The organism is Streptomyces sp. Je 1-332 (genome assembly GCF_040730185.1).
GTDB lineage: Bacteria > Actinomycetota > Actinomycetes > Streptomycetales > Streptomycetaceae > Streptomyces.
This window is the reverse complement of sequence record NZ_CP160402.1, coordinates 1,572,904-1,587,272: the sequence shown is the minus strand read 5'-3', so window position 1 is coordinate 1,587,272 and position 14,369 is coordinate 1,572,904. Positions and strand designations below refer to the sequence as shown.

Here is a 14,369-nt window from a genome sequence, read left to right as displayed (position 1 = left end):
CTCCCTCCAGGGAGTCACTCGAACTCCGTGCCGCCCTTGCGCGTCAGATAGGCGGCGCTGACGGCCTTGGCGATGGCGCGGCCCCCGGTCACGGGGGAGTACCGCTCGACCGCGGGGCGGATCACGACGCCCTCGCGCAGATGCAGGGCGCGGCCCGAGACCGTCTCCCGGCCCGTCGCCACCTCCAGGACGCGCTCGGCGTCGTACGGCCCCTCGTACAGGCGTGGCACCAGGGGGAGTTCGCCCTCCAGCAGCGCCGCGGGGTCGAGCCACCGGACCTCGCCGTCGATCTCGGCGCTCACGTCGAAGACCGCGTAGCCGAGCGTCTCTCGGCGCCCGTCCGCGCCGTACGTCAGGTCCTGGACCCCCGCTCCGAACACCTCGCCGAAGATGCCGACCCGGCGAGCGCCGAGCCGCTGTGCCAGCGAGGCGGCCACCGCGGCGACGCCGTGCCCGTGGACCGCGCGCCAGTAGAGGTTGCGCGGATCCTCCTTCAGTGCGAGGGACTTGGAGCCGAAGCCCTTCGAGGAGACGTGCACCCGGCCGCCCTCCTCCGCCACGTACGTCAGCAGGCACGCGGAACCGTGCAGCTTCTCCGTGACCACCACGGCCTCGCCCGGAGCGAAGACATCGGGGTAACGCTGGATGTTCTCGATGTCCACCCACGGCAGCAGATCCGGCGCGGACTCGACGTCACCGTTCATGGTGGGCGGTATCGGCGGCACCCACTTCGCGACACCGAGACGCTCCGCGAAATCCGTGCCGTCGGCCGCGGCCCGCGCCAGGTCCACGTCCGCGAGCGCCCGCGGCCTGCACACGATGCCCTGGGACAGCTCGCCCCGCAGCCGCACCGCCTTGACCCGGTCCGACTTGCCGCCCGCGAGCCGCCCGGTGAGCCCCAGCTCCTCGATCAACTCCGCGGGCAGCACGGACTGCTCGGGGATGTAGAGCGCCACATCACCCGTGCGGTAGGCGCCCTTGGCGACGACCGCGCGGTACAGGCCCACCTGGGCCAGTTCGAGGGCGTCGGCGTTGGGATGCTCGTGGACGGTCAGCACTTCGGCGGTGACGCGCAGCGTCGACATGGGGCGGGCTCCTTGGGTTCTACGCTGCCGTGTCGGCACGCGCAGATGTCTGTCATCGACGCCAACTCTGCCGACGGCAAACCGCTGGAGCGATCGATTATCCACCTGCTATCGAGAGTGCCACCGACACCAACTGGGCGTTCGACCCGGCCGGTTCCCCGCCCGGCAGGGTCAGTGTGTCCTCCAGACCGATCCGGGTCGCGAGGCCCAGGCGGCCCGCGAGGCGCAGCACCGGCCAGGTGCCGCCCTCCTCGCCGTGCAGCAGGACGGGACGGCCGTGCGCGCGGCCGATCACGGCGATCAGGGCGCGGGCGGAGTCACGGGCCGTGGCCGGGTCGGGGTCGGTCACCTCCGCGAGGACCCGCAGGACGCGCGGGCCGAGCGGGGATGCCGCGAAGCGTTCCGCGGCGTCCGTACCGGACCAGATGCCCGCCTCCACGCCGATCCCCCGGTCGAGGAGGGCCTCGGCCACCGCCTCCGCGCCGGGCTCGTGCCAGTTCACCGACGCGTGGTCGGGCAGCACCGTCCACGCGCGGATCCGCGCCACCCGCTGTCCGGGGTCCGGCTCGGCCCAGGCGCCCGTGGTCACGCCGACCGGTACCGATGCGGCGGAACGCACCGCTTCGAGCGTGGCCGCAACCGCACGTGGCGCCAACGTGTCTTGTCCACAAGGGGACTTGGGGTGTACATGGACATCCCGAGCACCGGCCGCGACAGCTTGTGCCACGGACTCGGCCATCGCCCCGGGTGACATCGGGATCGACGCACCATCGCTCGCGCCGCGGGCGCCGTTCACGCAGACCTGCATCACCGAAGGACAGTACAGACGACGACACACAGGGGGAAAGGCCGATGGGAATCGCCATCTGCTCGTTGCTGTGGAGCGCCGCGCACTCGGGGCGGCAGAAGATCACATACGACAGCGACGGCTACCACCTCGTGCGGTTCCCGTACGCGGACGCCGAGGAGTCGTACGACCCGTGGCACATGCACGACCCAGCCAAGGGGGGCACGAGCCCGTCGAAGTTCCCGGACGCCAGGTCCGGGCTCATCTGGCCGAGCCACGACGGCTGGGGCACCCTGTCGGCGATGATCTTCTGGGAGCCGGACAGCCGGCCCACCGAGTACCGCGCGCGCTTCGTGCGCGATCCGCTCGGCCTGTCCACCGGGTACGACTCGACGGCCACCACCGACTGGGTTCCCACCAGGGGCGGGCAGTACCGGACGCACACCTGGCAGATGTTCGTCCATCCGCAGACTCCGGTCTGCCTGAAGCTGTCGGCGCGCGGCCCCGGCGACGTGAAGATCGCCGCGCCGCTGATGTTCGCCGAGCTCAAGCTGGCCATACAGTCCGACGTGGCGACGCCCTAGCCGCCGTACACCCGCAGCCGGTCCGGCAGGACCTCATGCCGAGACCAGCGGCCGAGCCCGCCGTGCCCGCGCCCTCGCCATCGCGGCGGGCGTGAGCACCGGGGCCGGCACGACGATGCCGCAGCCCGTGCAGACGGCGCCCGAAGAGGGCTCGTGCACCAGGCCGTGGGTCCAGACGAGGTCGGAGCGGTCGCACACCGGGCAGTCCGTGCCCGGCTCGCGCTCAAGGGCCGCTATCAGCCTGCGCAGCACCTCGGCGAGCGGTCCCGAGGGATGCACACCGGGGTCGTCGCACCAGGCGACCCCGAACCCTCCCCAGGTGCACCGGTGCCAGTCGTCCACGCTGCCGGGGCTGCGGAGCCCGTCGTGCTTCTCCTTGCGGCGGCGCTCCGCGAAGCCCGCCTCGTAGGCGAGCCAGACCGCGCGCGCCGCTTCCAGCTCGTCGAGCGCGGCCACCAGCCGCGCCGGGTCGGGTGAGCGGTCCTCGGGCCCGAAGCCCGCCCGGGAGCACAAATGGTCCCAGGTCGCCCGGTGGCCGTATGGGGCGAACCTCTCCAGGCACTTGCGCAGTGAGTACCGCCGCAGTGCCAAATCGCTCAGCGGATCGCGCACCTGTCTCGCGAGACTCCGGAATCCGGCCATCGCCCTGCACCTCCGTCGCACGTTCTCGGACGTTGCCGAGTAGACGTATCGACACGCGATTCGGCTCCCTCGACTTCCATCCGATTTTCGATGACTGACATAAGGCGGCCGTGAGCTGGAGCTATGTGCGGGTGTTGAAAAGGCGACGCATGCTCATCTTCCGGGTTCGGCAACCCGCCAGTAACCTCCGCCCCAACTCCCTCCCACAGGAGCACAAGCGGAGCCCAGAGGAGCACACATGCGTCAACGCATCGTCCGGCTCAGAACCCTCACCGCCACTGCGGCGTTCGCGCTCGCCGCGTCCCTCCTCTCGCCACAGCCGGGGACGGCGGCGGACGAACCCCCGCCGGTCACCGATCACTGCGAGGGGCAGTGCGCCGACGTGCTGCCACCCGGCGCCAACGGCAACGCCACGCTCGCCGAAATACTCGCCCACCGCGTCTTCGGAACTCAGCCCAAGCACGCCGATGACCAGTTGGGTCCTTACGACGCCCTCTCCTCCGGCTATCCGTCACTCACCGACGGCAAACTGACGGAATTCTTCAACGACGCGTCCTTCGGCGTCCGCGAGGGCCAGGTCGCCTCCGTCACCAGACCCCGCGACGATGTGACGATCACCCGGGACAAGAAGTACGGCATCCCGCACATCAAGGGCTCCACGCGCTACGGCACCGAGTTCGGCGCGGGCTTCGCGGCCGGGCAGGACCGGCTCTGGCTCATCGACCTGTTCCGGCACATCGGCCGCGGTGAGCTGACCTCTTTCGCGGGCGGCGCACTCGCCAACCAGGGCCTGGAGCAGCAGTTCTGGCCGCAGGCCCCGTACACGGAGAAGGACCTGGAGAAGCAGGTCGAGTACATCAGGTCGACGCAGGGCGAGCGCGGCGAGCAGGCCATGGAGGACGCACAGGCCTACATCGACGGGCTCAACGCCTACCGCGTGAAGTCGAAGAACGGCCGCTACTTCCCGGGCGAGTACGTCCTCACCGGCAAGATCGACGCGATCACCAACATCGGCGAGATCGAGCCCTTCAAGATCACTGACATGATCGCGCTCGCCTCCGTCGTCGGCGGCCTCTTCGGCAACGGCGGCGGGGGAGAGGTCGACGCGGCGCTCTCCCTCCTCAAGTCGCAGGAGAAGTACGGCGTCGAGAAGGGCACGAAGGTCTGGGAGTCCTTCCGCGCCCGCAACGACCCCGAGACCGTCCAGACCATCCACGACGGCACGAGCTTCCCCTACGCGGGCAAGCCCGAGAACGCGCGCGGCACCGCGATGCCCGACAAGGGGTCGGTCGAGCGCGAGCAGCTCGTGTACGACCGCGAGGGCGGCGCCAAGTCCGCGTCCAAGGCGCCCAAGGACCCGGTGAAGGCGCCCAAGAAGCTCGAACCGCTCCAGGGGATGTACGACGAAGGAGTGCTGCCCGCCGACCTGTTCCAGCGGGACGGCCACAAGAAGGGCATGTCGAACGCCCTCCTCGTCTCCGGGAAGCACACCGCGAGCGGAAACCCCGTCGCCGTCTTCGGACCCCAGACCGGCTACTTCGCCCCGCAGCTCCTGATGCAGCAGGAACTCCAGGGACCCGGCATCAGCGCGCGCGGCGTCTCCTTCGCGGGCGTCGGCATGTACGTCCAGCTGGGGCGCGGCCAGGACTACGCCTGGTCGGCCACGTCCGCCGGGCAGGACATCACGGACACGTACGCCGTGGAGCTCTGTGAACCGGGCGGCGGCGCACCCACGAAGCAGTCCGCCCACTACCTCCACCACGGCACCTGCACCCCCATGGAGAAGCTGGAGCGCAAGAACGCCTGGAAGCCGACCCTCGCCGACTCCACGGCCGCGGGCTCCTACCGCATGCAGGTGTTCCGCACGAAGTACGGCGTCGTGACGCACCGCGCGAGCGTCGAGGGCAAGCCCGTCGCGTACGTCTCGCTGCGCTCCACCTACCGCCACGAGGCCGACTCGATCATCGGCTTCCAGATGCTCAACGACCCGACCTACGTGAAGGACGCCTCGACCTTCATGAAGGCGGCCCAGAACATCAGCTACGCCTTCAACTGGTTCTACGCCGACGCGCGCGACACCGCGTACTACAACAGCGGCGCCAACCCCGAGCGGGCCAAGGACATCGACCCCGCCCTGCCCGTCAAGGGTGAACAGGCCTACGAATGGCTGGACTTCGACCCTGAGGACAACACCTCCGCCCAGACCCCGGCGGCCGAGCACCCGCAGTCCGTCAACCAGGACTACTACATCTCCTGGAACAACAAACAGGCCAAGGACTTCAGCACGGCGGGCTTCGGCCTCAGCGCCGTGCACCGCGGCGACCTGCTCGACGGACGGGTGAAGAAGCTCACCGAGGAAGGCGGCGTCACGCGGGCCTCGCTGACCCGGGCCATGTCCGAGGCCGCGGTCACGGACCTGCGCGGCGAACAGGTGCTGCCCGAACTGCTCAAGGTGCTCCGGAGCAGGCCCGTCACCGACCCACAGCAGGCGCAGGCCGTCCAGCAGTTGGAGGCCTGGCGGAAGGCGGGCTCGCAGCGCAACCAGACGGCGGCCGGCTCCAAGACGTACGCCCACCCCGATGCCGTACGCATCATGGACGCCTGGTGGCCCCTGCTGATCGAGGCTGAGTTCAAGCCGGGCATGGGCAAGGAGCTGTACGACGCGCTGACGGCGCAGCTGAGCACCGACGAGGCACCCTCGGCCGGGCACGGCCCGACCGGGGCGCACGCCGGATCGGCCTTCCAGTACGGCTGGTGGGGCTACGCGGACAAGGATCTGCGGGCCGTGCTCGGGCAGCCCGTCGAGGGCGAGCTGGGCGAGGCGTACTGCGGTGAAGGAAAGCTGGACGCCTGCCGGGACGTGCTACTGGCCACCCTGACGCAGGCCGCCGCCAAGCCCGCGGCCGAGGTCTATCCCGGCGACGACAGCTGCAAGCCCGGCGAGCAGTGGTGCGCGGACTCGATCATCCACCGGGCGCTCGGCGGTATCACGCACGGGCCGGTCCAGTGGCAGAACAGGCCCACGTACCAGCAGGTCGTCGAGTTCCCCGAGCACCGTTAGCAGCACTTCAGCACTTCAGCACTTCAACAGTTCAACTAGCAGCACTTCAACAGTTCAACAGGAAGGGAGTCACGCCAGCGGGATCCGCCCTGCGGCGAACACGACACGCGCCAGTTCCTCGTGGCAGATGTCGCTGTGCGCGCCGGCGGGCGGACCGCCGCGCCGCACCACCGCCGACGCGTCCACGCTCACACACCCCTTGGCGGGGATCGCCCGGCCCAGCTTGACGCGCTTGGCGCCGTCCACCGCCCGGATGCCGTCGTAGCCGATGGCGCCCCAGCGCTCCCAGAGGCCGAGGAACGTCGAGGAGTCCCCGGCGGTCTTCGACGCCAGGGGGTAGATCTTGCCCAGGGCGTCGTCGTGCCGCGAGTAGCAGGACACCAGCGGCCCGTCGATCCGCCGCTGCACGCCGCTGAGCGCGCCGCCGCGCGAGGGAGCGTGCGGCAGCCGCTTGGAGAACGCGTAGTGCGAGAAGGCCCCTTGGAGCAGCGTCGTGGACTTCACGCTGCGCACCGGTGCCGGCATCCCGCGCAGCGCGTACGACACGAGCCGTGCGCCGAAGCTGTGCCCGATGAGGTGCATCCGCACGTCCGGTGCCTCGCGGGCCAGCAGTCCGATCGCGGGGCCGAGGCCGAGCTGGCCCACGGAGCCCGCCCGGCGTTTCATGGCGTAGTAGCTGGCCTGGCGCAGGAGTTCGTGCGCCCCGTTCCAGAGCCGTTTGCGCAGGCTGCCGAAGAGTTCCTGCTGGCCGGTGCCCTCCATCGCCGCGGCGAACATCTGGCACACCTCGACCGCGTCGTCGGTCAGCATGGCGGGCAGGCCCGTCCAGGTGTCGTTGGCGAAGCGCCAGGCGGCGCTGTTCTGGTGCACGGCGACCAGGTCGCGTACGAGGCGGCTGTACTCGTACAGGCGCGTGGTCACCTCGGACCGCTCCTCCAGCAGCGCCCCGATCCGCCGGAGGTCGTCGTCATGATCGGGGAACGCGCGTGCGAGCAGGAGCCGGGTCGGCTCGTCGAGCAGGGGCCCGGCGCCCGGCGCCGGGCCCGGTCCGGCGGCCGTGAGGGAGGGTTCGAAGTCCGGGATCGGCTCGTCGGGGAAGCGGATGGCGGGCCAGAGCACGCCCACGTAACCCAGGCGCACGCGCGGGCCGGCGAGGTCCCGGCAGGGTGCGAAGAACCGCCGGTAGAGGTCGGTCGCCATGTCTTGGTCGTTGTTCCAGCCGTGCGCCAGCACGAGGAGGTCGGTGACGTGCTCGGCGGCCACCTCGGCGAGGAGATGGTCGCGTTGCGTGGTGTTGACATCCCCGTCGGCGTCGAAGGTCAGTTCCCAGTAGGGCTCCACGCGGCCCATCGTCCTGCGGGCCCGCTGTACTGACCAGATGTCCCGCAGCAGGCGTTGCGACAGACGCCCACCACGTATATCGGGTTCACGCCGTTCTCACACCAGTTCCCGCTCGCGGGTTTCGGGCAGCGCGAGCACACACACCAGGGACACGATCGCCATCGCGCTCACGTACCAGCCCACCGACGAGGAACCGAAAGCGGACTGCAGCCGCGTCGCCACCAGCGGGGAGACCGCGCCGCCGAGCACACCGCCCAGGTTGTAGGCGAGCGAGGCTCCCGAGTAGCGGACGTGGGTGCCGAACAGCTCCGGCAGATACGCACCCATCGGCCCGTAGACGACGCCCATGCAGAACAGCGCGCCGCCGAGCGCAAGGGCCATCAGTACCGGCTGCTCGGTGTCCAGGAGCGGGAAGAGCACGAGGCCCCACACCACCGCGAGCCCCGCGCCCACGAGGACCAGCTTGCGTCGCCCCGCGCCGTCGGAGCGGGTCGCGGCGAGCCACGTACCGGCCGCGAGGAAGAGACAGGCGACCAGCGAAAGGCCCAGCATGGTGTTGCGGGGGACACCCAGGGTGCCGGTGGAGTAGGCGAGGCAGTAGGTCGTCGCCGTGTAGAAGAGCCCGTACGCGACGATCATCCCGCCCGCGCCGAGCAGCAGTTCGCGCGGATGGCGCCGCAGCACGTCGAGCGTGGGGACCTTGCTGGCCTCCTGCGCGTCCATGACCTGCGCGAAGACCGGCGTCTCGCTGATGCGCAGCCGTACGAAGAGCCCGACGCCGACCAGGAGGAAGGAGAGCAGGAACGGCACGCGCCAGCCCCAGGAGCGGAACGCGTCATCGGAGAGGGCGGCGGAGAGCAGCCAGAAGACACCGGTCGCCGCGAAGAAGCCGACGGACGGGCCGAGTTGGGGGAAGGCGGCGTACAGGCCGCGCTTCTTCTTCGGCGCGTGCTCCACCGCGAGCAGCGCGGCCCCGCCCCACTCGCCGCCGAGTCCGATGCCCTGAAGGAAGCGCAGCAGGATCAGCAGGACGGGCGCCCAGATGCCCAACGTGCCGTATCCGGGCAGGAGTCCGACGAGCGCCGTCGAGAGGCCCATGAGCAGCAGCGAGGCCACGAGCACCGACTTGCGGCCGACCCGGTCACCGAAGTGCCCGAAGACCACCGAGCCGATCGGCCGCGCCGCGAACGCCACCGCGTAGGTGGAGAAGGAGGCGAGGGTGGCGTTGACCGGGTCCAGGGTCGGGAAGAACGCGTCGTTCAGGACGAGCGCGGCCGCCGTGCCGTAGATGTAGAAGTCGTAGAACTCGATGGCCGTCCCGATGAACGACGCGACGGCCACCCGGCGCATGCTCTCGGGGCTGCCGTCCGCGCCGCCGTCCGCGCCGTCATCGCTCCGGACCTGCTGCTTCTCTGCTGCTGTCGTTTCACTCCGCACGACCGGCACTGTCGCGTTGGATGTAGGGGCCAGTCAATACCTGGGACGGCTCGTCTCGGTCATTGAGACTGTCGGTGAGCTGCGGTGACGCGGTGCAGATGAATGAGGATGTCGTGCGTGGGGGCGAGCCGGATCGTGTGCGGGCCGTCCGGGAACGCCGTGCCGATGCTCTTGGTCAGCCGCCCCTTCTCCAGCCACTTCCGGGCGGTCGCCGGCGCGGTCCGCATGTCCAGGAAGTAGTCGTCGTGGCGCACCTTGTCGAGCGTGTACTCGTTCATGCCGCGCGTGGCCGCGCCCACCGAACGCGGCTTCCACACCTCGGACTCCGCGCTCTGCGCCATGAGCGATCCCCGGTCGAAGGTGAACCCGATGCTCACGTACCGCTTGCCGAGCCGGTCCCGCAGGAAGGCCCCCTGCATCTTCGGATAGCGCGGATCGTAACTCTCGTACCCCACATGGGCGTTGTGGGCGGACATGAGCACCTTGTCGCCGGTCTGCCGCTGCCACCAGGCGGTGTTCCGCGCCATGAGACGGTCGCGGTACAGCATGCCGTCCTTGATCCCCTCGGGGGACTCCAGGTCGAAGGCGTAGATCGTGGAGGTCTGTGAGACGGAACGGGCGTGATGCACGACCGTCGCGAACTCCCGGTCGCCCGGAGGCGGATTGCAGGCCCTGCACCAGCTTCAGCGCCTCCCGCGCCTTTTCCGCCAGCTTCCGCCGCTCCTCCAGGGGCCGCGCCATGTACGTGTCGCCGTCCGCGAGCCTGCGGATCGGCGCGTACAGCTCCGTGATCCTGGGCAGCAGGGCGGGCTTGTGCGCGCGGAGGTAGTCCTCGACCCCGTCGAACAACTCGTGACCGATCTCGGGGTAGTTGAGGTCATCGCCCATGAAGTGCACCCGGCGGCCCGGGTGCTCGTCGTTGTACGCGCGCATCCACGTCAGGAGCTCGACGTACTCCTCGGTGTCCCAGGGCGTCTTCGCCAGCTCCTTGTGGACGAGCTCGCGCACGTCGCCCGCGCCGCCCTGTACGTAGGCGTCGAAGCGCAGGCCCGTGGTCCAGCTGACCTCCTGGGCGAAGGTGGTGAATCCCTTCTCCTCCACGAGGTAGCGGAAAACCCGGTCCTTCATGGTGAAGAACTCGTGCGAGCCATGTGTGGCCTCGCCCAGGCCCACCACCTTCGCGTCACCCACCATCCGGCCCAGGGGGCGCAGGTCCCTCGCGGAGCCGCCGGGGCCGGTGGAGCGCAAGGGGTGGGCGGCGCGCTCGATCGCGGGGACGGGGTCAGTCGACGTGGGCGAAGCGCCGGCCTGTGGGGCGAGGAGCACCCCCAGGCCGAGCGTCCCGGCCAGTGCCGGCGGAACCGTGCGGCGTACCGTCCGTGCCATGCGGGGTCTCCTCAACTCGGTTGTACGGAGCTGAAGATCACGGTCCCGGACCGCCCGTGAGCACACCAGCCAGCAGGCACCCCTCTGCCGGGTAGGGCCTTCCCCACCCCCTACCGGTAGTGCAAATACCGCCTACCGATAGTGCAGATACCGCCTGCGCACCGCTCGGAACCGCGCGAGATCGTCGTGCCAGCCGGCCACCACCTCGTCCGTGTCCGCGCCCGCGTCGATCATGGTGCGGACCCGCGTGGTGCCCGTCAGCTTGTCGATCCAGTTGTCGGGGCGCCAGGCGAAGCCGCTCCACGTCCTCTTGGCGGTGATCAGGAGCGCGATGCCGGTGCGCACCGGGTCGAACGACTCGCGGTCGTGCACGTGCAGCTGGACGCCGCCGATCGTCTTGCCCTGGAACTTGGAGAAGGTCGGCGCGAAGTAGGCCTCCCTGAAGTGCACGCCGCGCAGGCCGGCTTCGTTGGCGGCTTCCGCCCACTTCCGGTCGATGCCGTCCGCGCCGATCAGCTCGAAGGGGCGGGTCGTACCGCGTCCCTCGGAGAGGTTCGTGCCCTCGAAGAGGCAGGTCCCGCTGTAGACGAGGGCGGTTTCCGGCGTGGGCATGTTCGGGCTCGGCGGCACCCAGGGCAGCGCGGACGCGTCGTAGAAGTCGGAGCGCTTCCAGCCCGTCATCCGCACGGTCTCCAGCTCCACGGGGCGCTCCAGGAACTCGCCGTTGAACAGCAGAGCGAGCTCCGTCACGGTCATCCCGTGCGCCTGCGCTATCGGCTGCCTGCCGACGAACGTGGCGAACTCCTTGTGCAGGACGGGCCCGTACGCGCCGCGTCCCGTCACGGGATTGGGCCGGTCGAGGACGACGAACCGCTTGCCCGCGAGCTCGGCCGACTCCATGCAGTCGAAGAGCGTCCAGATGTACGTGTAGAAACGCGCCCCCACGTCCTGGATGTCGAAGACGATCGTGTCGACTCCGGACGCCGTGAAGATGTCGGCGAGGGCCTTGCCGCTCTTCTGGTACGTGTCGTAGACGGGCAGCCCGGTGGCCGGGTCGTCGTACCGGCCTTCGGAGCCGCCCGCCTGGGCCGTGCCACGGAAGCCGTGCTCGGGGCCGAAGACCGCGACCAGGTTCACGCGCTGGTCGGCGTGCATGACGTCGACGATGTGGCGCACGTCCCGGGTGACTCCGGTCGGGTTGGTGACGACTCCGACGCGCTCACCGTCCAGGAGGGCGTAGCCGTCGGCGGCCAGGCGTTCGAAGCCGGTGCGCAGCCTTCGGCCGCCGCCCGATCCGCCCTCGCCTCCGGCCGCGGCCGCCGGGGCCGCCGATGTGAGGGCGGTGGCGGTGGTGGCGGCCAGCAGGCCTCGTCTGGACAGGCTGCGTCGGGACAGGTTCATGCAGAGACCTCCGTGTGCGCGGTGGCTGTCATGGCCACGCACGCTAGCGCGCGGACCGCGGCCGGGGAACGAACCTGGCTGCCCGACCCTCTTCCGTCCGAACATACCGACTGGTTAGTCTGCGATCACAGCGGAGCCGCAGTCGAAGGAGACTGATCGTGGAGACCCTGCAGGACAAGGGAGTTGTCGTCACCGGCGCCGGAGGCGGGATCGGGGCCGCGCTGGCCCGCCGGTTCGCCGCCGCCGGGGCGCGCGTCGTGGTCAACGACCTGGACGCGGCCAAGGCCGGGGCGGTGGCCGACGAGATCGGCGCCGTCGCCGTGGCCGGCGACGCGTCCGCGATCGTGCCGGAGGCGAGAGAGGCCTTGAGCGGCACCATCGACGTGTACTGCGCCAACGCGGGCCTCGGCTCCGGCGGCTCGGAGGCCGCGCCCGAGGAGGTCTGGGCCACGGCCTGGGACGTCAACGTCATGGCCCACGTCCGCGCGGCCCACGCGCTGCTGCCCGACTGGCTGGAGCGCGGCAGCGGCCGCTTCGTCTCCACCGTCTCGGCGGCCGGGCTGCTCACCATGATCGGCGCCGCGCCCTACAGCGTCACCAAGCACGGCGCCTACGCCTTCGCCGAGTGGCTCTCGCTCACGTACCGCCACCGCGGCATCGACGTCCACGCGATCTGCCCCCAGGGCGTACGCACGGACATGCTCGCCGCGACCGGCACCGCGGGCGACCTCGTGCTCACGCCCACCGCGATCGAGCCGGACGCCGTCGCGGACGCGCTGTTCGCGGGCATGGCGGAGAACCGCTTCCTGATCCTGCCGCACCCCGAGGTCGCCGAGTACTACCGCATCCGCGCCGCCGAGCCCGACAAGTGGCTCACCGGCATGAACCACATCCAGCAGAAGTGGGAGGCGACGGAGCAGTGAGCGAACCTCTCATGACCGACGGCTCCAAGCCGGCCCCCGGCGCCTCCATATATGCCGCGAAGCCCTGGCTCGGCCGCCTCACCGAGGCGCAGCGCGGCCCGGTCGAGCCCGCCGCGTCCGTCGTGCACGCCTTCCGCGCCTCGGTGCTCAGGGCCCCCGATCACACGGCCCTCGCCTACTTCGACGGGCGCCTGAGCTACCGCGAGGTGGACGCCCTCACCGACTCCGTCGCCGGACATCTGGCCGCGCGCGGTCTCGCCCGGGGTGACCGGGTCGCGATCCTGCTCCAGAACACCCCGCACTTCGTGATCGCGCTGCTCGGCGCGTGGAAGGCAGGCGCCACGGTCGTGCCGGTGAACCCCATGTACAAGTCGGCGGAGGTCGCTCACGTCCTCGCGGACGCCGACGTGACGGCGCTGATCTGCTCGGACCGCGCATGGGAGACGTATCTGCGCGAGACGGCGGCCGCCTCGCCCGTCCGCTTCGTGCTCACCGCGTGCCAGCTCGACCTGCAGACCCGTAACGACACCCGTGTCCTCGACTTCGAGCGCCTTACGCAGGCCGCCGACGCCGACGACCTGGTGACGGTCGCCCGGCAGGGGCTCCCGGCCCCGGGTGACCGTCAACTCGGCCCCTCAGACGTCGCGTTGATCAGTTATACGTCGGGTACGAGCGGTCAGCCCAAGGGCGCCATGAACACCCACGGAAACATCACCTACAACGCCGAGCGGCAGCGCACGGGCTCCGGCATCCCGGAGGGCGCCTGCTACTTCGCGATGGCGCCGCTCTTCCACATCACCGGCATGGTCGCGCAGGTCGCCGCCTGCCTGACCAACGCGGGCACCCTCGCGCTGGCCTACCGCTTCGAGGCCGGGGTCGTCCTGGACGCCTTCGCCGAGCACCGCCCCGCGTACACCGTGGGCCCCTCCACGGCCTTCATGGCGCTCGCCGCCCACCCCTCCGTCACGCGCGAGCACTTCGACTCCTTCGCGATGATCTCCTCGGGCGGCGCACCGCTGCCGCCCGCCCTGGTGGAGAAGTTCCGCGCGGGCTTCGGCCCCTACATCCACAACGGTTACGGCCTCACCGAGTGCACAGCGCCCTGCGCCTCCGTCCCGCCGGGCCAGGAGGCCCCGGTCGACCCGGTCTCCGGCACCCTGGCCGTCGGCGTCCCCGGCCCCGAGACGGTCGTCAGGATCGTCGACGACCACGGCGCGGACGTCCCCTTCGGGGAGCAGGGCGAGATCACCGTGCGCGGCCCGCAGGTCGTGCCCGGCTACTGGAAGCGCCCCGACGCCACGGACGAGGCGTTCCCCGACGGTGAGCTGCGCACCGGCGACATCGGCTTCATGGACCCGCAGGGCTGGCTCTACGTGGTCGACCGCAAGAAGGACATGATCAACGCGTCCGGTTTCAAGGTCTGGCCGCGCGAAGTGGAGGATGTCCTCTACAGTCACGCGGCCGTCCGCGAGGCGGCCGTGATCGGTGTCCCGGACACCTACCGCGGCGAGACGGTCAAGGCCTTCGTCAGTCTGCGCCCGGCGGCCGACGTGACGCCGGACGATCTCGCGGCGTACTGCAAGGAGCGGCTCGCGGCGTACAAGTACCCCCGCGCGGTCGAGATCCTGCCGGAGCTGCCGAAAACCACAAGTGGGAAGATCCTCCGGCGGGAACTGCGTTCCCGGAACGACTAGGGCTCTCGGCAGGTCGAGAGCCAGCCAA

The 14,369-nt window shown here is 70.4% G+C and carries 11 protein-coding genes and 1 pseudogene; 4 read left to right on the top strand and 8 right to left on the bottom strand.

All coding sequences use genetic code 11. From position 1 onward, the window contains the following. Nucleotides 1–14: 14 nt before the first annotated feature. Together ABXJ52_RS07440 and ABXJ52_RS07435 are read right to left on the bottom strand one after the other, a co-directional pair. Nucleotides 15–1,085 carry an RNA ligase (ATP) gene (locus ABXJ52_RS07440; RefSeq protein WP_367040310.1) on the bottom strand — a complete coding sequence of 357 codons (1,071 nt, stop codon included), beginning with the start codon at nucleotides 1,083–1,085 and terminating at the stop codon, nucleotides 15–17. A gap of 97 nt (nucleotides 1,086–1,182) precedes the next feature. Beyond that, nucleotides 1,183–1,896, bottom strand: coding sequence for a 3-keto-5-aminohexanoate cleavage protein (locus tag ABXJ52_RS07435; RefSeq protein WP_367040308.1), 714 nt, complete (start codon nucleotides 1,894–1,896; stop codon nucleotides 1,183–1,185). A gap of 41 nt (nucleotides 1,897–1,937) precedes the next feature. Between ABXJ52_RS07435 and ABXJ52_RS07430 the strand changes: the two genes are divergently transcribed. Beyond that, complete coding sequence (locus tag ABXJ52_RS07430; RefSeq protein ID WP_367040307.1) at nucleotides 1,938–2,456, top strand: hypothetical protein; 519 nt, start codon at nucleotides 1,938–1,940, stop codon at nucleotides 2,454–2,456. Nucleotides 2,457–2,489: 33 nt separating this feature from the next. Here ABXJ52_RS07430 and ABXJ52_RS07425 read toward each other — a convergent pair whose 3' ends face one another. Beyond that, the gene (locus ABXJ52_RS07425) at nucleotides 2,490–3,098 is read right to left on the bottom strand and encodes a hypothetical protein (protein WP_367040306.1); all 609 of its coding nucleotides are present in this window, start codon (nucleotides 3,096–3,098) and stop codon (nucleotides 2,490–2,492) included. 238 nt (nucleotides 3,099–3,336) lie between these two features. On the opposite strand from ABXJ52_RS07425, the gene ABXJ52_RS07420 reads away from it, so the two are divergent. Then, complete coding sequence (locus tag ABXJ52_RS07420; protein ID WP_367040303.1) at nucleotides 3,337–6,159, top strand: penicillin acylase family protein; 2,823 nt, start codon at nucleotides 3,337–3,339, stop codon at nucleotides 6,157–6,159. A 69-nt stretch (nucleotides 6,160–6,228) separates the two neighbouring features. Here ABXJ52_RS07420 and ABXJ52_RS07415 read toward each other — a convergent pair whose 3' ends face one another. From ABXJ52_RS07415 to ABXJ52_RS07395, 5 genes and pseudogenes are all read right to left on the bottom strand, one after another. After that, nucleotides 6,229–7,500: a serine-threonine protein kinase gene (locus ABXJ52_RS07415; protein ID WP_367040301.1), complete on the bottom strand. Its 1,272-nt coding sequence runs from the start codon at nucleotides 7,498–7,500 to the stop codon at nucleotides 6,229–6,231. Between the two features lie 96 nt (nucleotides 7,501–7,596). After that, nucleotides 7,597–8,850, bottom strand: coding sequence for an MFS transporter (locus tag ABXJ52_RS07410; protein WP_367048876.1), 1,254 nt, complete (start codon nucleotides 8,848–8,850; stop codon nucleotides 7,597–7,599). Nucleotides 8,851–8,996: 146 nt separating this feature from the next. Next, nucleotides 8,997–9,566, bottom strand: coding sequence for an erythromycin esterase family protein (locus tag ABXJ52_RS07405; RefSeq protein ID WP_367040300.1), 570 nt, complete (start codon nucleotides 9,564–9,566; stop codon nucleotides 8,997–8,999). A gap of 91 nt (nucleotides 9,567–9,657) precedes the next feature. Beyond that, a pseudogene (locus tag ABXJ52_RS07400) lies at nucleotides 9,658–10,065 on the bottom strand (erythromycin esterase family protein); the annotation flags it as partial. Between the two features lie 390 nt (nucleotides 10,066–10,455). Further along, nucleotides 10,456–11,724 carry a DUF1343 domain-containing protein gene (locus ABXJ52_RS07395; protein ID WP_367040299.1) on the bottom strand — a complete coding sequence of 423 codons (1,269 nt, stop codon included), beginning with the start codon at nucleotides 11,722–11,724 and terminating at the stop codon, nucleotides 10,456–10,458. A 155-nt stretch (nucleotides 11,725–11,879) separates the two neighbouring features. Here ABXJ52_RS07395 and ABXJ52_RS07390 point away from each other — a divergent pair, with 155 nt between their 5' ends. After that, complete coding sequence (locus tag ABXJ52_RS07390; RefSeq protein WP_367048874.1) at nucleotides 11,880–12,647, top strand: SDR family oxidoreductase; 768 nt, start codon at nucleotides 11,880–11,882, stop codon at nucleotides 12,645–12,647. Nucleotides 12,648–12,658: 11 nt separating this feature from the next. Continuing rightward, entirely contained in the window at nucleotides 12,659–14,341 is a 1,683-nt protein-coding gene (locus ABXJ52_RS07385; RefSeq protein ID WP_367048872.1) for an AMP-binding protein, read from the top strand. The last annotated feature ends 28 nt before the right edge of the window (nucleotides 14,342–14,369 follow it).

Coding starts and splice junctions, on each gene's coding strand:
- ABXJ52_RS07420 (WP_367040303.1), top strand. CDS start 3,337: ATGCGTCAACGCATCGTCCGGCTCAGAACCCTCACCGCCACTGCGGCG.
- ABXJ52_RS07410 (WP_367048876.1), bottom strand. CDS start 8,850: ATGCGCCGGGTGGCCGTCGCGTCGTTCATCGGGACGGCCATCGAGTTC.
- ABXJ52_RS07430 (WP_367040307.1), top strand. CDS start 1,938: ATGGGAATCGCCATCTGCTCGTTGCTGTGGAGCGCCGCGCACTCGGGG.
- ABXJ52_RS07425 (WP_367040306.1), bottom strand. CDS start 3,098: ATGGCCGGATTCCGGAGTCTCGCGAGACAGGTGCGCGATCCGCTGAGC.
- ABXJ52_RS07395 (WP_367040299.1), bottom strand. CDS start 11,724: ATGAACCTGTCCCGACGCAGCCTGTCCAGACGAGGCCTGCTGGCCGCC.
- ABXJ52_RS07385 (WP_367048872.1), top strand. CDS start 12,659: ATGACCGACGGCTCCAAGCCGGCCCCCGGCGCCTCCATATATGCCGCG.
- ABXJ52_RS07440 (WP_367040310.1), bottom strand. CDS start 1,085: ATGTCGACGCTGCGCGTCACCGCCGAAGTGCTGACCGTCCACGAGCAT.